At 58.5% G+C, this 23592-nt stretch carries 22 protein-coding genes and 1 pseudogene; 15 read left to right on the forward strand and 8 right to left on the reverse strand.

The window, feature by feature from the left end; all coding sequences use genetic code 11:
- Positions 1-59 precede the first annotated feature (59 nt).
- The 3 genes from kdpC (at position 60) to AC1ME2_RS24765 (ending at position 4148) form a co-directional block, all read left to right on the forward strand.
- Complete coding sequence (gene kdpC / locus AC1ME2_RS24755; protein WP_480442323.1) at positions 60-620, forward strand: potassium-transporting ATPase subunit KdpC; 561 nt, start codon at positions 60-62, stop codon at positions 618-620.
- Between the two features lie 131 nt (positions 621-751).
- Entirely contained in the window at positions 752-3409 is a 2658-nt protein-coding gene (locus AC1ME2_RS24760; RefSeq protein ID WP_480437621.1) for a DUF4118 domain-containing protein, read from the forward strand.
- 49 nt (positions 3410-3458) lie between these two features.
- Positions 3459-4148: a response regulator gene (locus AC1ME2_RS24765; protein WP_480437622.1), complete on the forward strand. Its 690-nt coding sequence runs from the start codon at positions 3459-3461 to the stop codon at positions 4146-4148.
- 117 nt (positions 4149-4265) lie between these two features.
- On the opposite strand, the gene AC1ME2_RS24770 is transcribed toward AC1ME2_RS24765, so the two are convergent.
- Complete coding sequence (locus AC1ME2_RS24770) at positions 4266-5327, reverse strand: patatin-like phospholipase family protein (RefSeq protein WP_480437623.1); 1062 nt, start codon at positions 5325-5327, stop codon at positions 4266-4268.
- A gap of 151 nt (positions 5328-5478) precedes the next feature.
- Between AC1ME2_RS24770 and AC1ME2_RS24775 the strand changes: the two genes are divergently transcribed.
- The 6 genes from AC1ME2_RS24775 to AC1ME2_RS24800 all read left to right on the forward strand — a co-directional run bounded on the left by AC1ME2_RS24775 (position 5479) and on the right by AC1ME2_RS24800 (position 11456).
- Positions 5479-5760: a hypothetical protein gene (locus AC1ME2_RS24775; RefSeq protein WP_480437624.1), complete on the forward strand. Its 282-nt coding sequence runs from the start codon at positions 5479-5481 to the stop codon at positions 5758-5760.
- A gap of 162 nt (positions 5761-5922) precedes the next feature.
- Positions 5923-6840, forward strand: coding sequence for an AAA family ATPase (locus AC1ME2_RS24780; RefSeq protein ID WP_480437626.1), 918 nt, complete (start codon positions 5923-5925; stop codon positions 6838-6840).
- Complete coding sequence (locus AC1ME2_RS24785) at positions 6810-7793, forward strand: DUF58 domain-containing protein (RefSeq protein ID WP_480437629.1); 984 nt, start codon at positions 6810-6812, stop codon at positions 7791-7793. The genes AC1ME2_RS24780 and AC1ME2_RS24785 overlap by 31 nt, the downstream gene beginning before the upstream one ends.
- A complete protein-coding gene (locus tag AC1ME2_RS24790) occupies positions 7790-9784 on the forward strand; it encodes a transglutaminase TgpA family protein (RefSeq protein WP_480437632.1) in 1995 nt (664 codons plus the stop codon). Before AC1ME2_RS24785 ends, AC1ME2_RS24790 begins: the two co-directional genes overlap by 4 nt.
- A gap of 1 nt (position 9785) precedes the next feature.
- Positions 9786-10553 carry a CHAD domain-containing protein gene (locus tag AC1ME2_RS24795; protein WP_480437635.1) on the forward strand — a complete coding sequence of 256 codons (768 nt, stop codon included), beginning with the start codon at positions 9786-9788 and terminating at the stop codon, positions 10551-10553.
- Positions 10554-10658: 105 nt separating this feature from the next.
- Positions 10659-11456, forward strand: a complete 798-nt coding sequence (locus AC1ME2_RS24800; RefSeq protein WP_480437636.1) for an acyl-CoA thioesterase — start codon at positions 10659-10661, stop codon at positions 11454-11456.
- Between the two features lie 9 nt (positions 11457-11465).
- Here the strand turns inward: AC1ME2_RS24800 and AC1ME2_RS24805 are convergent, their stop codons facing one another.
- From AC1ME2_RS24805 to AC1ME2_RS24815, 3 genes are all read right to left on the reverse strand, one after another.
- Positions 11466-11681 carry a hypothetical protein gene (locus AC1ME2_RS24805; RefSeq protein WP_480437637.1) on the reverse strand — a complete coding sequence of 72 codons (216 nt, stop codon included), beginning with the start codon at positions 11679-11681 and terminating at the stop codon, positions 11466-11468.
- A 115-nt stretch (positions 11682-11796) separates the two neighbouring features.
- Positions 11797-13281: a methyl-accepting chemotaxis protein gene (locus AC1ME2_RS24810; RefSeq protein ID WP_480437638.1), complete on the reverse strand. Its 1485-nt coding sequence runs from the start codon at positions 13279-13281 to the stop codon at positions 11797-11799.
- A 122-nt stretch (positions 13282-13403) separates the two neighbouring features.
- Positions 13404-14234: a TatD family hydrolase gene (locus AC1ME2_RS24815; protein ID WP_480437640.1), complete on the reverse strand. Its 831-nt coding sequence runs from the start codon at positions 14232-14234 to the stop codon at positions 13404-13406.
- A gap of 191 nt (positions 14235-14425) precedes the next feature.
- Here AC1ME2_RS24815 and AC1ME2_RS24820 point away from each other — a divergent pair, with 191 nt between their 5' ends.
- The 3 genes from AC1ME2_RS24820 to AC1ME2_RS24830 all read left to right on the forward strand — a co-directional run bounded on the left by AC1ME2_RS24820 (position 14426) and on the right by AC1ME2_RS24830 (position 16941).
- Positions 14426-15826 (forward strand): MltF family protein, encoded by a 1401-nt coding sequence (locus AC1ME2_RS24820; RefSeq protein WP_480437641.1) that lies wholly within the window; start codon positions 14426-14428, stop codon positions 15824-15826.
- A 135-nt stretch (positions 15827-15961) separates the two neighbouring features.
- A complete protein-coding gene (locus AC1ME2_RS24825; protein WP_480437643.1) occupies positions 15962-16396 on the forward strand; it encodes a DoxX family protein in 435 nt (144 codons plus the stop codon).
- A 236-nt stretch (positions 16397-16632) separates the two neighbouring features.
- Positions 16633-16941 (forward strand): class I SAM-dependent methyltransferase, encoded by a 309-nt coding sequence (locus AC1ME2_RS24830; protein WP_480437644.1) that lies wholly within the window; start codon positions 16633-16635, stop codon positions 16939-16941.
- A gap of 11 nt (positions 16942-16952) precedes the next feature.
- Here AC1ME2_RS24830 and AC1ME2_RS24835 read toward each other — a convergent pair whose 3' ends face one another.
- The 3 genes from AC1ME2_RS24835 to AC1ME2_RS24845 all read right to left on the reverse strand — a co-directional run bounded on the left by AC1ME2_RS24835 (position 16953) and on the right by AC1ME2_RS24845 (position 20470).
- On the reverse strand, positions 16953-17714 hold the full coding sequence (locus AC1ME2_RS24835; protein ID WP_480437646.1) for an enoyl-CoA hydratase: 762 nt from the start codon (positions 17712-17714) through the stop codon (positions 16953-16955).
- 73 nt (positions 17715-17787) lie between these two features.
- Entirely contained in the window at positions 17788-18405 is a 618-nt protein-coding gene (locus AC1ME2_RS24840; protein ID WP_480437647.1) for a cupin domain-containing protein, read from the reverse strand.
- Between the two features lie 103 nt (positions 18406-18508).
- Positions 18509-20470: an oxidoreductase gene (locus tag AC1ME2_RS24845; protein WP_480437649.1), complete on the reverse strand. Its 1962-nt coding sequence runs from the start codon at positions 20468-20470 to the stop codon at positions 18509-18511.
- A 217-nt stretch (positions 20471-20687) separates the two neighbouring features.
- Here AC1ME2_RS24845 and AC1ME2_RS24850 point away from each other — a divergent pair, with 217 nt between their 5' ends.
- From AC1ME2_RS24850 to greB, 3 genes are all read left to right on the forward strand, one after another.
- Complete coding sequence (locus tag AC1ME2_RS24850) at positions 20688-21737, forward strand: ABC transporter substrate-binding protein (RefSeq protein WP_480437650.1); 1050 nt, start codon at positions 20688-20690, stop codon at positions 21735-21737.
- Between the two features lie 74 nt (positions 21738-21811).
- Positions 21812-22606 carry a class II aldolase/adducin family protein gene (locus AC1ME2_RS24855; protein ID WP_480437653.1) on the forward strand — a complete coding sequence of 265 codons (795 nt, stop codon included), beginning with the start codon at positions 21812-21814 and terminating at the stop codon, positions 22604-22606.
- A gap of 246 nt (positions 22607-22852) precedes the next feature.
- Complete coding sequence (gene greB, locus AC1ME2_RS24860; protein WP_480442325.1) at positions 22853-23326, forward strand: transcription elongation factor GreB; 474 nt, start codon at positions 22853-22855, stop codon at positions 23324-23326.
- Positions 23327-23416: 90 nt separating this feature from the next.
- On the opposite strand, the pseudogene AC1ME2_RS24865 reads toward greB, so the two are convergent.
- Positions 23417-23543, reverse strand: a pseudogene (locus tag AC1ME2_RS24865) (transcription elongation factor GreB); the annotation flags it as partial.
- Positions 23544-23592: the final 49 nt, after the last annotated feature.

Consider the following 23592-nt stretch of genomic DNA (forward strand, 5'->3'; position numbering starts at 1 on the left):
CGAGCTATTTTCGTCGCGCTCGACAGGGCGCGATGTTCACACTGATTGAGGATTCGATGATGTCGACTGTAGTGCGTCCGGCCCTGAGCTTACTCGTTTTAATGACCTTGATCACCGGCGTGGCGTACCCGCTGGTGGTGACCGGTATTGCCCAAGTGGCATTCCCTGATCAAGCCAATGGCAGCCTATTGCACGATGCCAGTGGCAACGTGCGCGGTTCTGAACTGATCTCGCAGAATTTTACCGGTGATGGCTGGTTCCATTCGCGTCCCTCTGCCGGGGCCTTTGCCACGGTATCCAGCGGCGCCAGCAACCTGTCGCCGAGCAACCCGGCGCTCGCCGCGCGGGTCGCGGCGGACGCCGCCAATGAAGTGGTTCCCGGGCAAGGCGCGGTACCCTTGGCCTTGCTGACGACCTCGGGCAGCGGCCTGGATCCACACTTGCCGCCCGCAGCCGTGGCCTATCAGGTAGCGCGGGTTGCCGCTGCACGTAATCTGCCAACAACAACGGTGCAACGACTGGTGAATGAAAACACCTATCGCCCGTTGATCGGCCCACCTGTGGTGAACGTATTGAACTTGAATCAAACCTTGAATGAGTTACCGTCAGCGCAACTTTGATTGTTAGTTGTGGGAGCAGGCTTGCCTGCGAACCAGACGGCGCGGTCTGTCAGATACACCGCATTGCGGCTTTCGCAGTTCAAGCCTGCTCCTACAGAGGGCGGTAACCGCAACCTATGAGAGAAGAACCCATGAGTGACACCCGCCGCGCCGATGCGTTGTTAGCTGATCTGCCCAAGGAGGGACGGGGGCGGCTCAAGGTGTTTCTCGGCGCCGCACCCGGCGTGGGCAAGACCTACGCCATGCTCCAGGCGGCCCACGCACAGGTGCGCCAGGGTGTGCAGGTAGTCGCAGGCGTGGTGGAAACCCACGGTCGCGCCGAAACCGAAGCGTTGCTCAGCGGTTTGCCACAACAACCGATGGTGCGTTCGGAATACCGTGGCGTCACGCTGGAAGAAATGGACCTCGATGGTCTGCTCAAGGCCGCGCCGACACTGGTGTTGGTGGACGAGTTAGCGCATAGCAACGCCCCCGGCAGTCGTCATGCCAAGCGTTGGCAAGACATCCAGGAGTTGTTGGCGGGAGGGATCAATGTCTACACCACCGTCAACGTTCAGCACCTGGAAAGCCTCAACGATCAGGTGCGCGGCATCACCGGGGTGCAGGTTCGCGAAACCTTGCCCGACTGGGTATTGCAGGAAGCCTATGAGCTAGTACTGATCGACCTGCCGCCACGGGAATTGCTGGAGCGCCTGCGTGACGGCAAGGTCTATGTCCCGGAGCAAGCCCGGGCCGCCATCGATGCGTTTTTTACCCAGACCAACCTGACAGCATTGCGCGAGCTGGCGATGCAGACGGCGGCGGCTCAGGTCGATGACGATCTGGCCCAAGGGTATCGCCAGTTGGGTCAGGCCGCGCCCGCAGTACGCGGTAGATTGCTGGTGGGTATCGACGGTGATGCCCAGGCCGAGCGTCTGGTGCGGCATGCCAGTCGGGTGGCGCAACGTCGGCATCTGCCGTGGAGCCTGGTGCATGTCGATAACGGCCAGGTGACCGACGAACACGCACGAATGCGCCTGCAAAACGCACAGCAACTGGCAGAGCGTCTGGGGGGCGAAGTGGTGCTGCTGCGTGCGGGTGAGGTGGCAAAAACCCTGATTCAACATGCCGCCGAGCGGCGGGCAAGTCTGGTGCTGGTGGGGCAATCGCGCCCGCGTTTGCGCAGACGGCTGTTTGGCGGGGGGCTGGCGGCGCGCTTGCTGCGTGATGCTCATGGCCTGGAAATAAACGTACTCGACAGCGAGGCGCAGCGCGATAAGCCTCGCTTGCGCTCGGCCCGCGCCGTCGTCTGGTTCGATTATGGGCTGGCGCTGATTGCGACCATTATCGCCACCGGCCTGGCCTGGACGGTGTCTAGCGTATTGGCGCTGCCGAACATCTCCCTGGTGTTTCTGGCGGCAGTGTTGCTGGTAGCGGTGCGCAGCAGTCTCGGCCCGGCGCTGGCCTGTGCGGCGCTGTCGTTTTTGACCTACGACTTTCTCTTCATTCCCCCTATATTCTCGTTCAGTATTCAGCGCGAAGAAGACGTATTGACGCTGTTATTTTTTCTGTTGATGGCGGCCTTGACCGGCAACCTTGCTGCCCGGCAGCGTCGGCAGTTGCAGGCATTGCGCGATACTCAGGAGGAAACCAGCGAATTGCTCGAGCTGTCGCGCAAACTCACGGCCGCCACTGATCGTCAGGCGGTGTTGAGTGCTGCCGAGCAACATTTGAATGGCTGGAAAGAACTGCAGGTGCGCTTGCTCAATCGAGACGGACGAGACGGCTGGAAGGTCGAAGTCGGCAGTCCCTTACAGCTTTCTGAAACCGAACGTGCGGCAGCGGACTGGGCGTGGCAACACGATCAGCCTGCGGGATTGGGCACGGGCACTTTACCGCTGGGTCGTTGGTGGTGGTGGCCGCTGTCGATGGAGGAGGGGCCGCTGGCATTGCTCGGTGTATGCCCCCGTGAGGGACAGCCGTTTACTGACCAGCGTCGGCGCCTGCTGACCGCTCTCAGTCAACCGCTGGCGCAGGCGCTGGCCAGGGCGCAACTGACTGAGGAGCTTGAGGCCGCACGCCTGCACGGTGAAACCGAACAGCTGCGCAGCGCCTTGCTGGCGTCTGTGTCCCACGACTTGCGCACGCCCTTGACCGCCATGCGCGGGAGTATCGACAGCTTGCTGGCGTTGGGTGAGGCCATCCCGCTGGAAGACCGCCGCGAGTTGCTCGAAGGCACCCGTGACGAGGCAGAGCGTCTGGATCGTTATATCCAGAACTTGCTGGACATGACGCGCCTGGGCCATGGTGCGCTCAAACTGGCACGGGACTGGGTGTCCCCCGGCGATATTGTCGGCAGCGCGCTCAACCGTTTGCGCGCAGTGCTTGCGCCATTGCAGGTCAGCACGCACGTGCCGGTGGAGTTACCGCTGCTTTTCGTACACGCCGCGTTGATCGAGCAGGCGCTGGTCAACGTGCTGGAAAATGCCGCACGTTTTTCGCCGTTGCACGGCCGTTTGCAACTGGAGGCCGGCGCCAATGACAGCGAGCTATTCTTCTCGGTAAGCGATGAAGGGCCGGGGATTCCCGAAGCCGAGCGGGCGAAAATTTTCGATATGTTCTACACCGCTGCCCGTGGTGATCGGGGTGGGCAGGGTACGGGGCTGGGGTTGGCGATCTGTCAGGGCATGGTTGGCGCCCATGGCGGGAGAATCACCGTGGAGGACGGCATTGAGGGGCGGGGCACCTGTATCACCCTGCATCTACCCTTGCAGACTCAGCCTGAAGCAGAAAGGGAGCACACGCTCTGATGCCGTCTTGCGTTACGCTTATTGTTTATGATGAAACGGCAAGGCAACCATGAGCCAGACTTCGACCATCCTGTTGATCGATGATGAACCACAGATTCGCAAATTCCTGCGCATCAGCCTGGTCTCGCAAGGTTACAAAGTGCTTGAAGCCGGTACCGGTACCGAGGGCTTGAGTCAGGCAGCGTTGAATAAGCCGGACCTGCTGGTGCTTGACCTGGGCCTGCCGGACATGGACGGCCAGGACGTGCTGCGGGGGGTTCGTGAATGGTCGACGGTACCGGTACTGGTGCTGTCGGTACGCGCCAGTGAAGGGCAGAAGGTCCAGGCGTTGGACAACGGCGCCAACGACTACGTCACCAAGCCGTTCGGGATTCAGGAGTTTCTGGCGCGGGTCCGCGCATTATTGCGTCAGGCGCCCAGCGGTGAGCCACAGGACGCCGCGCTGGTATTCGGCCCTCTGACGGTGGACCTGGCCTACAGGCGGGTGTTGCTCGACGGTGTTGAAGTGGGGCTGACACGCAAGGAGTACGCGGTGCTGGCGCAACTGGCACGGTACCCAGGGCGAGTCATCACCCAGCAGCAGTTGCTCAAGGATATCTGGGGCCCGACCCATACCGAAGACAGCCACTACCTGCGCATCGTCGTCGGCCACTTACGTCAGAAACTGGCCGACGACCCGACCGATCCGCGCTTTATCGTGACGGAGGCCGGGGTGGGGTATCGGTTGCGGGAGCGTTAAATCTGCGGTGGCCGAAAGGACGCCTTCGCGAATGAATTCGCTCCCACAAATCAATCATCTGTGCAGCCTGTGTGGGAGCGAATTCATTCGCGAATGACTTCACACGGCCCCTCTAATTCAACGATTACGTTCTTGTTCATACCGATCCAGCGTGTCCCGAGCGATCTCGCGACCCAGCGCGATCAATTCGGGGGCTTTGTAGAACTCGAAGAAGCGACACACGCGTTTGGGGACGTTGATCAGGATGTCGGGCGGATAGCCCGCGATCTTGTACTGGGCCAGTGAGGTCTGCATGACTTCGAAACTCTGGTTGATCAAGTCCAGCAAAGAAGCAGGGCCGACGTTATCGATGATAAACGAGCCACTGGCGGACTTCGGTGCCGCACCGGCCCCGGTCTCTGGGGCCGCTTCAGGTTGCTGCGCTTGAGGGTCGGCGGCTTCCAGCCAAGGGTTGGGAAGCACCGCAGAGCTGGATTTGAGGCTGTCTTGCTCCAGTCGCAATACATCGAGGTCAGTCGTGGGTTCGAGCTTGCGGCGGAACGGCAGGTGCGAACCCAGCGAGTTGATCAGGTTGTCGAAACGCTTCTTCACCGCCGGTGCCCGTTCGATCACGGGCAGTTGATAGTGCTTCTGGTTGGTCGAATTGAGGTTGACCGCAACGATCAGGTCACAGTGGCTGGACACCACCGGTACGATGGGCAGGGGGTTGAGCAGGCCGCCATCGACCAGCATCCGATTGCCCTGCATGACCGGCGTGAACAGGCTCGGAATCGCTGCAGAGGCACGCATGGCTTGGTGCAAACAGCCTTCCTGGAACCAGATCTCTTGCTGATTGGTCAGGTCGGTAGCGACCGCCGTGTAAGGAATGCGCAAGTCTTCGATATTGACTTCACCGACGATGTCACGAATCTGGCCGAACACTTTTTCCCCGCGAATCGCCCCCAGGCGGAAACTGACATCCACCAGGCGCAGTACATCGAGATAATCCAGGCTCTCGATCCATTCACGGTACTCCTTGAGCTTGCCTGCCGCGTAGATACCACCCACCACCGCGCCCATTGAGCAGCCAGCGACGCAGGCTATGTCGTAACCGCGTCGCTCAAGCTCTTCAATCACCCCGATGTGCGCATACCCGCGTGCGCCCCCAGAGCCCAGCACCAGTGCTATTCGCTTGTTCATGTATTTTTTCCTGGTAGCAGTGGGTCCACCATACGCCCGAAGCGATCTGGCTGGAACTGGGTTAACCTTGCTATTGCCTGGCCTGTGGCACTTTTTGCTGCCCTGACCGTCAAAGCCCGCACAATCAATATTATTCTTTGAGGTAACACCGATGAAAGCCTGGATTTGCATACCATTGATTGCTTTGGTTCTCGCAGGTTGTGCCGGTAATAAAACCGCGTATCGCGACAGCTGCGCGACCCAAATCGACGCTGCCTGGCACGAGCTGGACCTGGCCAAGGCTGAAGGCTTTGCCGGTACTGTCAGCTACTCCAAGGCACTGTCGTTGTTGACCGGGGCGAAAACCCAGCAGCAATTCGAAGCGTTTGAAGGCTGTGCCACTAAAGCCGAGAAAGCACGCTACTACATTGGTGAGTCCCGCGCCGGTCGCTAAACGGCCTGCTAACCTTTCTACCAAAGCCATCGAGCGCTATCCGCACTCGGTGGCTTTTGTGTTTTAGGGGCTGGTTAAACAGGCCGGGCTGACCGTAAAGTGGCTACACATCTGGCATTGATTGCAGTGTTATTGCCCTGCAGTCGTCTGGAGAAGCCTTCTATGGTCAGAAAACTCGATGCGTGCCTCAACGCCGTGAATGAAGTGGTATTGGGCAAGGAAGCTCAGGTGCGTTTGGCCCTGACCTGCCTGTTGGGCGGCGGTCATTTGCTGATCGAGGACCTGCCGGGCATGGGCAAAACCACCCTTAGCCAAACCCTGGCCAAGGTGCTCGGGCTGAGCTTCCAGCGAATTCAATTCACCTCCGACCTGTTGCCCGGTGACATCTTGGGAACGTCGGTCTTTGATCGGGAAACCGGGCAGTTCACTTTCCACCCTGGGCCGATCTTCACTGAACTGGTGTTGGCTGACGAAATCAACCGGGCCACGCCCAAAAGTCAGAGTGCATTGCTCGAAGCCATGGAGGAGGGCCAGGTCACTATCGAAGGCGCGACGCGGCCATTGCCCAATCCGTTTTTTGTCATTGCCACACAAAATCCTTTCAGCCAGGGCGGTACGTTCGCCTTGCCTGAGTCGCAACTGGACCGTTTTCTTATGCGTCTGTCTTTAGGCTACCCGGCCAAGGCTGCGGAGAAAGCGTTGCTCCAGGGTGAGCCACGACGTGATGTGTTACCGCGCCTTCAAGCTATCCTCAACCATACTGAATTGGCGGCCCTGCAAGTCGAAGCCCGGCAGGTACGTGCCAGTGACGCACTGGTCGACTATGTGCTGCGATTGGTGGACGCGACTCGCAGCCAACTACAGTTCGCCTGGGGCCTGTCGCCCCGAGCGAGTCTGGCGATTTTGGCGGCCGCACGCGCCTGGGCTTTATTGATGGGTCGTGACTATGTGATCCCCGAAGATGTTCAGGCGGTGCTGCCTTCGGTGATCAGTCATCGTTTACGCGAACGTTCCGATCCCACCGGGCATGGCGGCGGAGTGTTGGCTCAATGGTTATTGCGCGAGGTGCCGGTGCTTTGATCGAACAGCTCAAACCGTTTTGGCAGCGCTGGCTGGTGCGGCGGATTCCCCCTGCATCGCGCATTGAACTGAATCACCGTCGAATCTTCATCATGCCCACCAGCACCGGGGCGATTTTCGTGCTGGTCCTGTTCCTGATGCTGTTGGTCGCGATCAACTACCAGAACAGTCTGGCCTATGGTTTGACCTTCCTTTTGTTGTCGGTGGGGGTGCTGGCAATCCTGCACACCTATCGCAACCTCAGCGGTCTGATTCTCAGTTCAGGTTCCGCCCGCTCGGTATTCGTTGGCGAGCCGTTGTTGCTGCGACTGCGTCTGGAGAGTGCCAACCACCCGCATCAGGCGATTGCAGTGGGTTGGGAGGTGAGTCAGTTGCAAGCATTTGATGTACCCGGCGCTGGGCTGGTAGAAGTGGAGGTCGGCCTGCCCGCCGTCGTGCGTGGGTGGCTGCGAGCGCCCCGGTTACGGGTTGAAAGCGCTTTTCCCCTGAGTATTTTTCGTGCCTGGAGCTGGCTTGATTTGCAGCAAGCGGTGTTGATCTACCCACGACCGTTGCCCGGTGCCATGCCGCTGCTGGTGGGGGCGCAGCCCCATGCCGAAGATCAGGGCCAGATAACGCAAGGCCCTGGCGTTGATGATTATCAAGGCCTGAAAGCGTATCAGCCGGGCGACTCACAGCGACGCCTGCACTGGAAAGCCTTTTCCCGTGGGCACGGTTTGCTGATCAAGGACTTTACCGACGTCAGCGGTCATGACCTGTGCCTGGACTTCATGGCCTTGGGCGGCGATATCGAAGAACGCTTGTCGCGCCTCTGTTACTGGGTGCTGGAGTTATCCCAGCGCCGGCAACCCTTCGCGTTGCGTCTACCCGGTTTTTTGCTGGCGGCGGGCAGCGGTGATGAGCATCGCGAAGCGTGTCTGCAAGCATTGGCATTGTTTGGCAACCGTCCATGAACCAGGGTCTGCTGATTCCGCGCACCAGCCTGATCTGGTTGTTACTGGCGCAGGCATTGGTGATGGTTCCGTATTTGGCGCATCTTCCGATCTGGATGATCGGTTTATGGCTGGGTTGTAGCCTTTGGCGGGTGCAGATCTTGCGCATGCGTGCCGAGTATCCAGGCACGCGGGTTAAATGCACGCTGTTGCTGGCGACCGCTGCCGGGGTGTTTTTCTCCAGAGGCAGCTTGATCGGGCTGGATGCAGGTGCCGCGTTGCTGATGGCGGCCTTCATTCTCAAAATGCTCGAAATGCGTACTCGCCGTGATGCGCTGGTGCTGATTTTTCTGGGCTTCTTCTGCGTGGCGGTTGGCTATTTGTTTGAGGACAGCCTGCCCTGGGCCGTCTTCACGTTGCTGCCGGTCACTACGCTGTTGGCAGCACTGATTGGTCTGCAACAGGCGGCGTTGGCCAGTAAACCAGCCAGCACCCTGAAACTGGCGCTTAAGCTGTTGCTGCAGGCTGTGCCATTGATGTTGTTGCTGTTCCTGTTTTTCCCCAGGCTGGAGCCGCTGTGGTCATTGCCGCAGCCCAACAACAAAGGCATCACCGGCTTGTCCGACACCATGGCGCCGGGTGACATAGCAGAGTTGAGCAGGTCGGCGGCGTTGGTGTTTCGTGCCAGCTTCGAAGGGCCGATACCGCCACGCAACCAGTTGTACTGGCGTGGGTTGAGCCTGGAGCAGTTCGATGGTCGACGCTGGTCACAGTCGGGCAGGGCGATGGTCAGTCAGGCGCCGGAGTGGCAAAAGCGTGGTGCCGCGCTGACCTACAGTATTGTCATGGAGCCCAGCGGGCGACCTTGGTTGCTGGCGTTGGACATCGGTGAAACCCGCCTGGCGGACGTACGCCAGATGAGCGATTTTCGCTTGCAGCGTCGGCACCCGATTGAGCAAACCTTGCTGTATGGCGTCAGCTCCTGGCCACAAGCGGTACGCGAAACGCAGCTGAACGAGGACGCACGACGCCAGAATCTACAGCTGCCACCTCGCGGCAACCCGCAGGCCCGGCAATGGGCGGCTGACTTGAACCGACGTTATCCGCACGCCGACGCATTGGTCGAAGCGATGCTGGCGTATTTCAGCGATGAGCCCTATCACTACACGCTAAAACCGCAGGAGCTGGGTACCGACAGCATCGACGACTTCCTCTTCAGCAGTCGCAGCGGCTTCTGCGCCCATTACGCTGGCGCGATGACGTTTGTCCTGCGTGCAGCGGGGATTCCGGCACGGGTAGTGGCCGGTTATCAAGGCGGAGAGCTGAACCCGGACGGCCAGTACCTGAGCGTGCGCCAGTTCGATGCCCACGCTTGGGTCGAATACTGGCAACCACTGGTCGGTTGGCGCAGTGTAGACCCCACAGCCGCCGTCGCCCCGCAGAGGATCGAGCAGGGGTTGGAGCAAGCCTTGGCAGCGGATGAACCGTTTCTCGAAAACTCGCCTTTTTCAACCCTGCGTTACCGAAACTTGCCTTGGCTCAATTCGATGCGGTTGAGTTGGGATAATCTCAACTATGGTTGGCAGCGTTGGGTGCTGGGTTATCAGGGGCAGCAGCAAGTGGTGGTGCTCAGTCGCTGGTTTTCGGGCTTTGGCGGTATGGCGTTTTTCGGCGGTGTCGCCGCTGTAATAGGGCTATTGACCCTGTGGTTGTTCAAGCCTTGGCAGCGTGAAAGTGACCCGCAACTGCGGTTGTTCAAAGCGTTTGAACGGTTATTGGCGCGGCACGGTTTGCAGCGTCGGCACGCCGAGGGTGCGCAAGATTTTTCCCGGCGAGCGGCCCTGCAGTTGCCCGCGCAAGCTGCGGTCATTGAGGCGTTCGTCGTCGAATTCGAGGCCCAGCGTTATGCCGGAAAGGCGCATTCGTTGACCCCATTACGTCGACAATTAAGGCAATTACGGCGAAGTCTGCCATGGCGATTTTCAACAATAAAAATCGAAGAGGATAAATAGCATGTCTGCACTGGTTGATCGGCTTGTCGCTCAGGTGTTAGCCCTGGAGGTAAAACTGATGGCCTGTCACGCGCGGTTGATCGCCGAGACGGACAGTGAAGCGCTGCACGACCTGCGTATCACGGTACGGCGCTTGCGCAGTCTGTTGCGCCCGTTGCGCGACTTGCCCGGCGTCGAGCAGCTCGAAGCCGCGGCCCAAGGGGTGGGTCAACAGACCACGCCGCTGCGCGACAGGGAAGTGCTGGCTGCTTGGCTGGATCAGCAGGGCATGACTCACGCGGCGCAAAAACGCAGCGATTCATTGAGCAAAGCCTATGCAACCGTCGCAACCTCTCCGGCGCTGGTTCAACTGTTTAACGTTCTGGAGGCGTTCCCCCGGTTTGTTCGCGCCTCGCAGCATCAGAAGTTGTTACGTGGCTTGCACACGCGCATCGAAAAGCGCCTGGACAAACAATGGAAGAACCTCAAGGCCGCGATGAATGATCCCGAGCATGATCGTCATCGTCTGCGCCTACTGATCAAACGCGTGCGCTATGCCGCCGAAACATACCCGGACTTCAGCCGTTCCAGCAAAAAAATCCAGGCCCACTTGAAGGCTGCGCAGGGTGAATTGGGCGACTGGCACGATCATCTGCAATGGCTGGCGCAGGCCGAGCAGGAGCACGATCTGACACCTTGCGTGGCGGGCTGGCGCCTGGGGATCGTGCGTGCCGAACGCAAAGCCGATGTGGCGCTTGAGCGTTTGGGTAAGGTGTGTTTTGGCCGTTAGGTCGAATTCAGGCCGCAGTTTGGCGTAAATGTACCCTGCGCATTGGCGCCGTGCTGGTTAAGATCCATGCAGCGTTTTTCTCCCGTTTACAGGCATGAGGTCTGCATGAGTTTTTCTGACTTGGTTGACGCCGTACGTGATAATCCCCTGTCGGTGGTCATTCCCGCTGAATGGTCGCAAGGTCGCGCCTGTTTTGGCGGGTTGATGGCTGCGTTGCAGTTCGAAGCAATGCGCGCAAAAGTCCCGGCGGATCGACCGATTCGCTCATTGGCGATCACGTTTGTCGGTCCTGCCGAGTCGGGTGTGCCGATCAGCTTCGACGTGGAAGTGTTGCGTGAAGGCAAAGCCGTCAGCCAAGTGTTGGGGCGTGCTACCCAGAACGGTCAGGTGATGACCTTGGTTCAAGGCAGCTTCGGCGCGCCCCGTGAGTCTGCGATTGCGGTCCAGGCTTTGCCTGCGCCGACCCTGAAGCCGATGGAAGACTGTCAGGAGTTGCCCTTTATCAAAGGTGTCACGCCTGAGTACCTGCGTTTTATGGCCATGCGTTGGGGCTTGGGTGGTTTGCCCTTTAGTAATACACCGTCGATGGAAATCGGTGGGTATGTGCGCATGCGCGGCGAGGTCAAAGAAGAACGCCTGACTGAAGCGCATTTATTGGCGCTGGTCGACACGTGGCCGCCTGCTTTACTTCCGCATTTGAGTAAGCCTGCGCCTGGAAGCTCGCTGACCTGGACCATCGAGTTCGTGCAGCCGTTGCCAGCGCTGACCACGCTGGATTGGTGTCTGTACCGGGCCGTCATCGAGCATGCCCGCGATGGTTACGGGCACACGGCTTCCGCGTTGTGGACGCCTCAGGGTGAGCTGGTGGCGATCAGTCGGCAGACGGTGACAGTGTTTGGCTAAGCGTCAGGGTCACTGACGCCAGAAACCCAGCCCTGCGATCAGGCTGATCACCCCGATGGCCATTGATGGAACGCTCGGGTCGAGCAGCCCGTCAATGATCAACAGCGCCGCCAGAATGAACAGCGGCACGGCGATTACATGCAAAACCAGATAGGTCGGGTGCCGATGGTGATTGGCATCACCGCGCCACTGCCATGTGCAGAGAGTGGAAAGTCGCTTGGCCATGATGCAGTCCTCTTCGAACATCGTTTACATGTTCGAAGAATAGACAGCGTCGGAAGGGGCAGCGAATCAAGCCTGACTATAGGCCTGATAGCGTGGGCTGGAGCGGGGCGTGCAACTAAAGCTTAAGTTGGCCGATGGCGCGGTTCAGCTCGCCTGCCAGGGTAGCCAATTCGCTACTGGTCGTGGCCGACTCGACGGTCTGTAGCACGGTTTGCTCGGTCACATCGCGAATGCTCACCACCGCCCGATTCATTTCTTCTGCCACTTGGCTTTGCTGTTGGGCTGCCACGGCGATCTGCGTATTGCTTTCGCGCATTTGCGCCACCGCGCCCGTGATGGCCTCCAGCGCGTCCCCGGCTTCTTTTGCCTGTTGCACGCAATCATCCGCTTTGAATGAGCTTTCTTGCATGAAATCCACCGCGTCACGGGTGCCGGCCTGCAAGGCAGAGACCATGCTGGTGATTTCATCGGTCGAGGTCTGCACCCGTTTAGCGAGGTTACGTACTTCGTCGGCGACCACCGCAAACCCACGGCCCATCTCGCCGGCACGCGCGGCTTCGATGGCTGCGTTGAGGGCCAGCAGGTTGGTTTGTTCGGCAATGCTATGAATGACGTTAACCACACCGTTGATTTTCTGGCTGTCCTGAGCCAGTTGCTGGATCATCTCTGCGGTCTGCTGTACCCCGTTTGAGAGTCCGGCAATTGAGTGTTGCACGCGATTGACCACTGCTCTGCCGCTGCCAGCCAGTGTATCGGCAGTCTGCGATTGGTCGCGGGTGGCGCTTGCGTGTTGGGCGATATGAAAGACCGTCGCCGTCATTTCGTTGATCGCGGTGGCCACCTGGTCAGTCTCGCTTTGCTGGCCGAGCATGCCATGGCGGACTTCGCTCATGCCTGCCGCCAGACGTCCAGCGCCTTCATCAAGGCGTGCGGCAGTCTGGGCCACGGTGTTGACCACCCGTTGATAACCGGCCTGCATGGCATTGAATGCCTTGGCCATCTGGCCGACTTCATCTTCGCCGGCCAGGGGCACGCGAGCAGACAGGTCACCGGTTTTTTCCACGTGGAGCATCACATCCTTGAGGGTGTTGAGCTGGCTGAGCAGAAAGCGAATCAGCAACTGCGAGGCGGCCAGCATGGCCAGTGTCAGGATGAACACGGCAACAGCGTACTGGAGAAAACGGTCAGCCAGCACTTGCAGAAGGCTCGGCGCGAAAGCCAGCACTGCCAGCCGTTGGCCATCGGGGCGGGTGGCCACTTGGGCGCCGATCAACGGATCGTTACCTATCAGCAGTGGCTGGTGGCTTAACTCTATCCAGCCAACGGCGTTGCTTAATTCGGGCAACTGCTGTCCCTTCAAACTCGGTGTCTGGCCTTGGGTATAAATCAAAAGATTGGGGGCGGTGGGCAAGGCTTGAGCGCCGGGCCATGCGCTGAGCAAATGCGCCTGGGCCTGGGCTGAGTCTTGCGCAGCACTGACCCGAGCTTGTTGCTCAAGTTGCAAGGCGTACAGGGCTAGCATCAATGTTGTGATAAAAGCGACCGCGTTCACAGCCCAGAACTTGTACTTCAACGAAACGTTACTAAGCCAGGCGCCCATGAGAGGTCTTCTTTTTAATGGCGAAAAGGATGTAGGCAAGGTGCCAGTATTGTGTCGCCAATGTTTAGACGATCATTTGATATGGGTCAAGCAAATATCAAAACCCTGTGGGTTCGGGGCTGTCAGTCAGCATCGATGCTCTCGGGTTCAAACCATGTAGGCAAGGCGAAAAAGGTGCGGGCACACGCCGTAGTGTGGGCTGAAAGGTCTTCCAGGCTTTCGTTCCGGTGCAGTGCTACTTCACGCAGTACTTCGGGCAAGTAGGCGGGTTCGTTGCGTCCGCTTTTCGGTTTGGGCCGCAGGCTTCGCGGGAGCAGGTAAGGCGCATCGCTTTCCAGCATCAGTCGGCCACGAGGGATTTCCCGGACCAGGGGGTGCAGATGGGTGCCGCGTCGTTCATCGCAGATCCAGCCCGTGATGCCGATGTGCAGGTCCAGATCCAGGTAGCTGAACAGCGCGCGTCGCTCACCGGTAAAGCAGTGCACCACGGCGGCGGGCAGACGATCGCGATAATCGCGCAAGATCTCCAGCAAGCGTTGGTTGGCATCGCGCTCATGCAAGAACACTGGCATTTGCAGCTCGACGGCCAGGGCCAGATGTTCTTCCAGGACTTTTTCCTGCTGCGGGCGCGGCGAGAAATCACGGTTGAAATCCAGCCCGCATTCGCCAACGGCACGCACTCGATCTTCTTTTAATAAAGCCCGTAACTGGCGTTCGGTATTCGAGGTCCAGTCACTGGCTGCATGGGGGTGTATCCCTGCGGTAGAGAACAAGCGTTGCCCCGTTTCGTCCATTTGCTGGCAGAGCTCAAGGGCTTGTTCACTGCTCTCGACATGGGTCCCGGTCAGCACCAGTTGGCACACGCCGGATTGGTAGGCGCGATCGAGTACGGCCTGCTGTTGATTGGCAAAGCTTGAGTTAGTCAGATTGACGCCGATGTCGATGAGTTGCATGGTGCTACCTCAGGCCTAAGACTGATGAGGATATCAGAGCTTTGCCGATATAAAAAAATCCAGTTAATACAGCTGGTTATAGCAATGCATTGAAGTATTTTCACCGCTGCGGCTCGCCGTCACTCCGCAGATATCACAGGCTTTGGACTTTTTGCGGCTACTTTTTTGGCTCGCATTCCCCTGGAGAACGGATGACGCGACCCTCGTTATTGATGGTGTTTTGTGTGCTGGCGATGCTGCCGTTACCTGCGGCTGCACGTCTGGCCGGGCCGCCGGTGGTGGTGCACAAAAGCCAAGTGCGCGATCTGGCGGCTATCCGCAGCAGCAAGGTGCTGCGGGTGCTGGTCAACCAGAGCCGCAACAGCTCCGGTGAAGTCGAGGGCGAGGAGATCGGGGTCGAATATCACCGGCTGCGCGCTTTCGAGCAATACCTCAATGGCCATTCGCGTGATGGACAGCAACTGGTGCTGAAAATCATCCCCAAATCCAAGGATCAATTGCTCGCTGCGTTGCAACGCGGCGAAGGCGATCTGGTCGCGCCGGGGGAGCTGCTCGACACCAGCGCTGCACGGGGTATTGATGCCAGTGACCCGATTGTCAGCCATGTGCCGCTGATCGTGGTCGGTATCAAAGGTGAGCGCAGTTTCAAGCACGTTGAGCAGTTGTCCGGGCACACACTGGTGCTGTCCACGGGCAGCGCGGCCGACAACGCGGTTCATCAACTCAACCAGAAACTGGCGTTACGCAAACTGCCGCCAATCAAGGTCGAATGGGTCGATCCCAGCCTTGCGGTTGAAGATGTCCTGGAAATGGTCCAGGCAGGAATTTTTCATCTGACTATTGTCGAGCAACCGATTGCCGAGCGCTGGGCCAAAGTCCTGCCTAAGCTGCGCGTGGATCGAAAGTTGGTCTTGAGCGCCAGTGGTGACATGAATTGGTACGTGCGCCGCGATGCATCGATGCTGCGTGCGAGTATTGATCGTTTCCTCAAGACCTACCGTGTTCCGGCCGACCAGGACGCAGCCTTTCAGCGGGTCTACCAACGCCTGTATCAGGTGCACTATCCCTTGGCCCGCGACGACCGCCAGCGCTTGGAAAAACTGCGGCCGATTTTGCAACGTCGAGCGGACGAGCAGGGCATGGATTGGCTGAATCTGGCAGCCCTGGCCTTCAAGGAGTCAGCACTGGACCCTGCAGTAAAAGGCGGCGGCGGTGCGACGGGGTTGCTGCAAATTACCCCGTCGGCGGCGCAGCGAGTGGGCGTCGACAATATTCAAAGTGTGGACAGCAACGTCCAGGCCGGTGCCAAGTACCTGGCCATGATTCGGCGCAAATTTTTTTCAAGCTCCCGCGTCAATGAACGTGAGCGCATGGCGTTCACCCTGGCGGCTTACAACCTTGGCCCGGAGAGAGTGCAGGGCATGCGTGCCGAAGCGCAGCGACGCGGGTTGAATCCGAATCAGTGGTTTTTCCAGGTTGAGCGAATCGCCATGGAGCAGGTGGGAATGAACGCTGTCAGCTATGTTAACAGTGTCAACAAGTACTACCTGGCGTTTGACCGCGAGCGGGAGTCCTTGGAGACGCAGCCTTAGGAGAGCAAAAAAGCGCTTTTGTCTTAAGGAAATAATCGATATGGCTGATGTTTATTCTGATATTTTTGAATTTAACATTGGTTAATTTGATTATTAAGGTGGCCACCAAACTCCCCCCTGCAAGGAATGAATGCGATGAACACACTGATCAAGACCGTTTTTTCAACCCGTGCTGGTTACGGCCTGACTGTTCTGCGGATTTTTGTCGGCATCATTTTCGTCGCCCACGGAGGGCAGAAACTCTTCGGTTTGTTTGGTGGTTATGGCCTCGCCGGCACTGCGCAATACATGGAAAGCCTCGGTTTGACACCGGGTTATCTGATGGCAATGCTGTCTGGCGGTACCGAGTTTTTCGGCGGCCTGGCGCTGATCATTGGCCTGCTGACGCGTCCGGCAGCGGCCTTGTTGGCGGTCATGCTTTTGGTTGCGATTGTCTCGGTGCACATCGGTAACGGTCTGTTCCTGGCCAACGACGGTTATGAATTTGCTCTGGCGCTGTTAGGCGCGGTGAGTGCCGTGTTGATCGAAGGTGCCGGCAAATTGTCGGCGGACAGTGTCATCGCCAATTGAGGGTCGCGGTGATGAACAAGGCTCGCCGTGTGCGAGCCTTGTGTTTTTTGCGACTCATGTCGTCTTGACAGTCCACAGGTGGCTTCTCTAGGATGCTGCTCATGCGCCGATTTAAACAGCTACTTGCGGGGCGCCAGGTGAGGCTTGAATCCTTACCTTAAATACCGCTAAAGCGCTGGTTCGGTGTTGCCTCTCACCGCTGCCCAGCGGGATTTTTGAGGCTGAGATAAATCACCATGAGCTGTCCGCGTCCCCTGATACGACTGTCACCTTTTACGTCCCCCCTGACACGCCGCAACCCAAGGATTCTGCTGGGAGGCTCGCATCAGCCGACGCTGCTGCGCTATCTCGATGGCTGGCCAAGACGTAACGGTAAACCGACGGCTTTTCTGATCGAGTTCATCGACCACGGTGAGTCGTTGGCGCGCTTTGCCAGTGACAGTTTCGATTTGGCAGTGATTCAGGCGCCCAGCGCCGAGCACGCGGCAGAAGTCATCAAACAACTGACGCGAATCACCCGGCAAGGGCTGATTACCCGGCGCTGAGGCTTGTGGGTTCAGCGCTTCGCAGCACTGCGTTGCAGCATGGCGTCCAACGCGTCCTTGGCTTCGGGACTGTTCAGACGTTCGATAAACAGCAGGTTTTCCCTGCGGATGGTGTCTTCCAGTTCCTTTAGCACTGGCTGTTTAAGCAGCCGTTTGGTTTGCAACAGGGACTCACGAGGAAGGGCCAGCAGTCGATCGGCCATCCGCTGTGTTGCTGCCAGGCATTGTTCTCCGTCGTCCAATACTTCATTGGCTATCCCCCACGCCACCGCTTGCGTGCCGTCCAGGCCATCACCCCACAGCAACAGCCGGGCCGCTCTGGCATGGCCAAGCATGCGGGGTAACAGCAGGCTTGCACCGAATTCGGGGCACAAACCAAGGTTTACGAAGGGCATGCGCAGCTTGGCATTACGGGTGACCAGCACTTGATCGCAATGCAACAGGAGGGTGGTGCCAATACCCATGGCAGCGCCACAGACCGCCGCGATCAAGGGTTTGTCCAGATGGATGACCGCATCCATGAGACGGAACGCCGGGCTGTTCAGATGGGTCGGTGGGTTCTGGAGAAAGTCCTGCAGGTCATTGCCACTGGTGAAGCACTGTTCGCCCCCGGTGATGATGATCACGGCGGTCTCGGGATCTTCGGCAGCGGCAAACAGCAGGTCGGCCAGACGGGTGTACATGCTGTTGTTCAGGGCATTGAGTTTGTCCGGGCGGTTGATGGTCAAGGTCAACAGTCCGCCGCTTTGGCTGCACTTGATCAGGTTGTTCATGGGGCCACCTTGGAAGAGTTTAACTGTCTGGAACACCAAGGGTTCCGACAGCTTTTTTGTTGTTTTTGGCGCTTCAAAAGGTCGGCGGGGTGATCACCCAAATCACCACCGCATCGACCTCACCGGGATTGCCATAACGGTGGGGTTCCTGGCTGGAAAAACTGAAACTGTCGCCTTCATTGAGTTGGAAGTGACGGTCGCTAACCCACAGCTCAAAACTGCCGGAGAGTAGGTATCCGGCTTCTTCGCCTTCATGGCTATAGCTCTGCTGGCTGTATGTGCCTGGCGGAAAGCGTGAATGTAGAATCTCTAACTGACGATTGGGCAGCGGGGTTAGTAACTGGTCAACGATGCCGTCTTCGTAATGCACACTCATTCGGCTGTTTTTGCGGACCACGTAGCCGCTGTCTTCAGGTGCCGTGTTGGCTTCGCTGGCGAAGAACCATTGGATGGTTACGCCCAAACTGCGGGCGATGTTGAACAGCGCCGGGATCGAGGGGTAAGCCAAATTGCGCTCAAGCTGGCTGATATAGCCTGCCGTCAGCTCGCTCATATCTGCCAGGGTGGCCAGGGTCATGCCTCGGCGTTTGCGTAGACCGCGAATCCGCGTACCGAGGAAATGCGGCTCTGTTGCGCCGCTCTGTTTGGCGGGCGCGGCGCTGGCAGGGGGCAGGTTGCTGCTGTTGCTCATTGCGTGCTCCGAACCGGGTTTTGGCTGAGCGTATTGAAACGCTCGAGCCTGACAATGGCACGTCAGCGAGGACGCTGACAAAGGCCCGGAGTATAAAGCAGCCTCAAAGCTCCCAGGCAACCTTCAATCCTTCATAAATCGCTTCTTCCGCCGTGCGCGGTGCCAGGCAGTCGCCGATTCGGCGAAACTCCACCAGCCCTTGCAGTTCCGCGCCCAAGGTATCCACCGGCTGATGGCCCTGGCACAGCACCAAAGTATCGATGTCTTCGAACATGATGGGGTCTCCGCTGGCGGTGTGTTGCATGTACACGGTGTTGTCATCGCAGCCATAAAGGCGTGCATAGGGGGTGATCGGAATGCTCAGCCGATGAAGCTCACCAGCCAGTTGATCGCGCACGTACAGCGGCAGGTTTTCTCCACAGTGGGTGCCGTTGACGGCCAGTTGTACCTGATGACCTGCGCGCACTAGACGTTCGGCAATGCCAGGGCCGATCCAGTCGCAACGCCAGTCGACCACGACCACCGAGCGCCCGAGCTCGACCTCATCGCGCAGCACTTGCCAGGCGTCCACCACCTGCAGGTCGCCGCCACGTTCGAAGGCCGGCCAGTACGGTTCGGCGCCGGTTGCAACGATCACCAGATCCGGCCGTTCGCGCTCGACCAACGCTCGATCGACGCGGGCGTTGCGTACCACGCGGACGCCGGCCAGCTCCATCTCCCGCTGCAAATTGGTGCTGACGCCGCCAAACTCACTGCGCCGAGGCAACAGTTGTGCCAATAGCACCTGGCCGCCGAGCTGCAAGCTGGCCTCATAGAGCGTGACCTCATGCCCTCGCTCGGCGGCCACGGCAGCGGCCTTCATCCCGGCCGGACCGCCGCCTGCGATCATGATGCGCTTACGTTTGGCCGTCGGTTGCACGGTGCTGAAAACCAGCTCACGGCCGGTTTCCGGGTGCTGAATACAGGAAATCGGCAAACCTTTGTGGAAGTGCCCGATGCACGCCTGATTGCAGGCGATGCAGGCCCGGATATTTTCGCTGCGCCCGGCGTCGGCCTTGTTCGGCATTTGCGGGTCGCAGATCAGTGCGCGGGTCATGCCGCACACATCGGCCTGACCGCGAGCAAGGATCAGTTCAGCTTCCTGCGGCTGGTTGATGCGTCCGGTGACGAACAGCGGAATCGACAGGCTGGCCTTGAACGTCCCGGCGTCCTTGGCCAAGTACGCTGCTTCGATGGCCATTGGCGGCACGATGTGCACCGCACCGCCCAAAGACGCTGATGTTCCCGCGACGATGTGCACGTAATCCAGGTGCTGTTGCAATGACTTTACCGCCGCCAGCGATTCGTCCTCTGTCAGGCCCTCAGGGTCGCGTTCGTCGGCGGAAATGCGCAAGCCGATGATGAAGTGTTCATCAGTGTTCGCTCGCACGACAGCAATGACTTCGCGCAGAAACCGCAGGCGCTGCTGCAGGTCGCCGTTGTAACCGTCGGTGCGCAGGTTGACGCGTGGGTTAATGAATTGCGCGGGCAGATAGCCATGGCTGGCGACCACTTCCACACCGTCCAGCCCAGCTTGGAACAAACGCCGGGCCGCTGCGCCATAGCCGGCAACGATGTCGTCGATCATCGCTTTATCAAGTGCACGCGGCATGACCCGAAAGCGTTCGTTGGGCACCGCCGAAGGCGAGTAGGCGACGGCCAGCAAGCCGTCGGCGGACTCCATGATTTCCCGTCCTGGGTGGAAGATCTGCGAGAGCACCACGGTGCCATGGGCATGGCAGGTTTCGGCCAGTTTCCGATAGCCCTCAATGCAGGCGTCGTCGGTGGCCATCAGCACATGCGAAGTGTAGCGCGCGCTGTCATGCACCCCTGCAACTTGCAGCACAATCAGCCCGACACCACCCTCAGCCCGCGCCTGGTGATAGGCGATCAATTGCTCGTTGACCAGATTATCGGTGGGCATCGAGGTGTCATGACCGCTGGACATTATTCGGTTTTTCAGGCGTTTGCCACGGATATTCAGGGGTTCGAAGAGATGCGTAAACGCGTGGTTCGAAGTTGGCATGCTGCGGGTACTCCAGGCTGGCCGAAACCAAAAGGCAGGGTTTTCGGTGTCGTTATTATTTTTCTATATAATTTTACTGACAGTAAAAAATCAACTTGTTTTTTTACTAATGGTTGATGTAGCTTCGATTTGCACCTACTACTGGGGCAAACCTCACCAAAATAAAAATGAGTCACGGCAGCCGCTCGCTGAGTGATATCTGTACGAGGAACCATTGATGAAATCGAATACGCTCAAGCACAGTTTTTATCCTGTGATGCTCACCCTGGCCATGGGCGTGAGCAGCGCTCACGCAGGGCCGGACATGGTTGTCGTCGCTTATGGTGGTGCCGGTCAAAAAGCCCAGGATGTGGCTTTTTTTCAACCTTTTAGTGCGGCAGACGGCAGTAAGCTGATCCAAAGCGAATACAACGGCGAGATGGCCAGGATCAAGGTGATGGTCGACACCGGCAGCGTCGATTGGGACGTGGTGCAGATCGAGGGTCCGGACCTGATGCGCGGCTGCGATGAGGGCATGTATGAGCGACTCGACTGGAAGAAACTGGGACGAGAGGACCAGTTGATTCCCGATGCGGCACAAGCGTGCGGTTCCGCCGCGTTGGTGTGGAGCGTAGCGATTGCTTATGACACCGATAAACTGGCACAGCCACCGACCTCTTGGGCAGACTTTTGGGATGTAAAGAAAATCCCCGGCAAGCGCGGGCTGCGCAAACGTGCGGTGTATAACCTAGAGTTCGCCTTGCTGGCGGACGGGGTGAAAGTCGAGGACGTGTATTCGGTGTTGAGCACACCGGCGGGTGTCGATCGGGCGTTCGCCAAACTGACGGAACTTAAACCCTATATCCAGTGGTGGGAGGCTGGCGCGCAACCGGCGCAATGGCTGACCTCAGGTGATGTGGTCATGACCTCAACCTACAGTGGGCGCATCGCCGCCGCCGCGCAGGGTGGCAGCCATCTGGGGCTGGTCTGGCCGGGCAGCCTGTACGGCATGGACTACTGGGCGATTATCAAAGGCTCCAAACATATCGATCAGGCCCAAAGATTCATCGCGTTTACCAATCAGCCCGACGCTCAGGTCAAGTACGTCGAGCAGATTCCTTACGGGCCCACCAATACCCAAGCAGCGGCGCGACTGAGTCCCAAGCTGGCCCAATGGGTGCCGACTGCACCGCAGAACCTGACAGGTGCGCTGTCGATGAATGTGCCGTTCTGGGTCGATCACGGTGAAGAGCTCGAAGAGCGTTTCAACGCCTGGGCGAGTAAGTAGGTGCAAGCGACTGGACGCCTCGAGGCGTCCAGTCCTATTGTCCGCGCAGACGATCAGCCAAGGGAGCTAAAACAATGAACGAGATCGCACGCACTACGGCAGCAACTGCCGAGCACGCTATGACAGAGCAACGCCTGCGCCAGGAATTGGCCGCCTGTTACCGATTGATCGCGCACTTTCGCATGAGTGATCTGATCTTCACCCACATCTCGGTGCGCCTACCCGGGCCTGAACATCACTTTCTGATCAACCCGTACGGGCTGATGTTCGATGAAATCACTGCGTCTAATCTGGTCAAGATCGACCTCGATGGACGCGCGGTGGAGCCTTCGCCTTATCCGGTCAACCCGGCAGGCTTTGTCATCCATAGCGCCATTCATGCAGCCCGTGAGGATGCGAAGTGCGTGCTGCATACTCACACCAAAGCCGGTTGTGCCGTGGCGGCGTTGAAGTGTGGGTTGTTACCGGTCAATCAGATTTCCATGGAGTTCTACGGCCGGGTCGCCTATCACGACTATGAAGGCGTTGCGCTGGATCTCGACGAGCAGAAGCGCCTGGTACACGACTTGGGCGACAAGTCGGTGTTGATGTTGCGCAACCACGGTCTGTTGACCGTCGGTGAAACCGTGGGTCAAACCTTTTTGCGCATGTACTACCTGGAAAAAGCCTGCGAGATTCAACTGGCAGCGCAGGCCTGCGGTGAAGTGCTGCTGCCGCCAGCGGCCGTTTGCGAGTACACCGAGCGACAGTTCAATGACCCGGGACGGCCGTTACAAGAGGGCGAGTTGAATGACCCGGACGGTATGCAGTTAGCCTGGGCTGCATTACTGCGATTACTGGATCGAGTGGCGCCCAATTACCGGGATTGAGTGCGCTTGCGAAAAGATCGTCTGCCGTTGCTGATTACCGGTCTGCTACCCAACTCCTTTAGCGCAGCCTTGCGCGACCAGGCGGTGTTCGATGAGGCGCTTTATCCAGTGGTCAAGAATAGTTGAGCGGGTAATCAGGTCGAAGAAATTGCTGCGGGCCTAAGGTTTGCAGCGAACTTTTGAGTGATAAGCTGTGCCCGCGCCAGGAAAAGTGAGCAGACCATTTGCGAAAAGGCCATGAACGAATTGAGTACAAAGATCATTACGAAAGAAGGTCACGAGGCTCTCAAAAAAGAGCTCGATTATCTTTGGCGAGAGCATCGTCCTGACATTACTCAAAAAGTCACTTGGGCCGCGTCGCTGGGTGACAGGAGCGAAAACGCGGACTACCAATACAATAAAAAGCTTCTGAGGGAGATAGATCGCCGCGTTCGTTATCTGCGTAAACGGCTGGAAGACATGCGGGTTGTGGAATACTCGCCAGAGCAAGAGGGGCGGGTTTTCTTTGGGGCGTGGGTCGAAATAGAAAATGAAAGCGGCGACGTCAAGAAATTCAGGGTCGTTGGCTATGATGAGATCTACGGACGTATGGACTACATCTCCATTGATTCACCTATGGCCCGCGCACTCCTCAAAAAAGAAGTGGGGGATGAGGTGATCGTACCGATACCGAGTGGAGAAATGTGCTGGTGGGTAAACGAGATCGAATACCAGAAATAGTATCCGTTGGCAGCATGGGTACTATTTATTAAGCCCCGAAAATAAACATGTCGAGCGGGTTTAGTATGACTCTTGGGGCCGTATTGTTTATTCAGCACCCTCTGAGCGGTCACCTTGAGCGGCCGCTTCACTCACGGCCTACGACTTGAGGGCGGCGTACGTACCAAAGCTCGTGCAGTTCGGCGCGCATCCGCGCCTCACCTTCAGGGGGGATCAGCGCGGTAACGGCTCATGGGCTGTTGCCTGGCGATGAAGGTGGGCCAGGC

The sequence above is a fragment of the Pseudomonas sp. ASL9 genome (assembly GCF_056680335.1).

Excerpts from the sequence above, each read along its gene's own strand:
- AC1ME2_RS24835 (WP_480437646.1), bottom strand. The coding sequence starts at position 17,714 with ATGAACAACCTGATCAAGTGCAGCCAAAGCGGCGGACTGTTGACCTTG.
- AC1ME2_RS24790 (WP_480437632.1), top strand. The coding sequence starts at position 7,790 with ATGAACCAGGGTCTGCTGATTCCGCGCACCAGCCTGATCTGGTTGTTA.
- AC1ME2_RS24820 (WP_480437641.1), top strand. The coding sequence starts at position 14,426 with ATGACGCGACCCTCGTTATTGATGGTGTTTTGTGTGCTGGCGATGCTG.
- kdpC (WP_480442323.1), top strand. The coding sequence starts at position 60 with ATGTCGACTGTAGTGCGTCCGGCCCTGAGCTTACTCGTTTTAATGACC.
- AC1ME2_RS24825 (WP_480437643.1), top strand. The coding sequence starts at position 15,962 with ATGAACACACTGATCAAGACCGTTTTTTCAACCCGTGCTGGTTACGGC.
- AC1ME2_RS24780 (WP_480437626.1), top strand. The coding sequence starts at position 5,923 with ATGGTCAGAAAACTCGATGCGTGCCTCAACGCCGTGAATGAAGTGGTA.
- AC1ME2_RS24810 (WP_480437638.1), bottom strand. The coding sequence starts at position 13,281 with ATGGGCGCCTGGCTTAGTAACGTTTCGTTGAAGTACAAGTTCTGGGCT.
- AC1ME2_RS24830 (WP_480437644.1), top strand. The coding sequence starts at position 16,633 with ATGAGCTGTCCGCGTCCCCTGATACGACTGTCACCTTTTACGTCCCCC.
- AC1ME2_RS24845 (WP_480437649.1), bottom strand. The coding sequence starts at position 20,470 with ATGCCAACTTCGAACCACGCGTTTACGCATCTCTTCGAACCCCTGAAT.
- AC1ME2_RS24800 (WP_480437636.1), top strand. The coding sequence starts at position 10,659 with ATGAGTTTTTCTGACTTGGTTGACGCCGTACGTGATAATCCCCTGTCG.
- AC1ME2_RS24785 (WP_480437629.1), top strand. The coding sequence starts at position 6,810 with ATGGTTATTGCGCGAGGTGCCGGTGCTTTGATCGAACAGCTCAAACCG.
- AC1ME2_RS24850 (WP_480437650.1), top strand. The coding sequence starts at position 20,688 with ATGAAATCGAATACGCTCAAGCACAGTTTTTATCCTGTGATGCTCACC.
- AC1ME2_RS24775 (WP_480437624.1), top strand. The coding sequence starts at position 5,479 with ATGAAAGCCTGGATTTGCATACCATTGATTGCTTTGGTTCTCGCAGGT.
- AC1ME2_RS24805 (WP_480437637.1), bottom strand. The coding sequence starts at position 11,681 with ATGGCCAAGCGACTTTCCACTCTCTGCACATGGCAGTGGCGCGGTGAT.
- AC1ME2_RS24815 (WP_480437640.1), bottom strand. The coding sequence starts at position 14,234 with ATGCAACTCATCGACATCGGCGTCAATCTGACTAACTCAAGCTTTGCC.
- AC1ME2_RS24760 (WP_480437621.1), top strand. The coding sequence starts at position 752 with ATGAGTGACACCCGCCGCGCCGATGCGTTGTTAGCTGATCTGCCCAAG.
- AC1ME2_RS24770 (WP_480437623.1), bottom strand. The coding sequence starts at position 5,327 with ATGAACAAGCGAATAGCACTGGTGCTGGGCTCTGGGGGCGCACGCGGG.
- AC1ME2_RS24795 (WP_480437635.1), top strand. The coding sequence starts at position 9,786 with ATGTCTGCACTGGTTGATCGGCTTGTCGCTCAGGTGTTAGCCCTGGAG.
- AC1ME2_RS24855 (WP_480437653.1), top strand. The coding sequence starts at position 21,812 with ATGAACGAGATCGCACGCACTACGGCAGCAACTGCCGAGCACGCTATG.
- AC1ME2_RS24765 (WP_480437622.1), top strand. The coding sequence starts at position 3,459 with ATGAGCCAGACTTCGACCATCCTGTTGATCGATGATGAACCACAGATT.
- AC1ME2_RS24840 (WP_480437647.1), bottom strand. The coding sequence starts at position 18,405 with ATGAGCAACAGCAGCAACCTGCCCCCTGCCAGCGCCGCGCCCGCCAAA.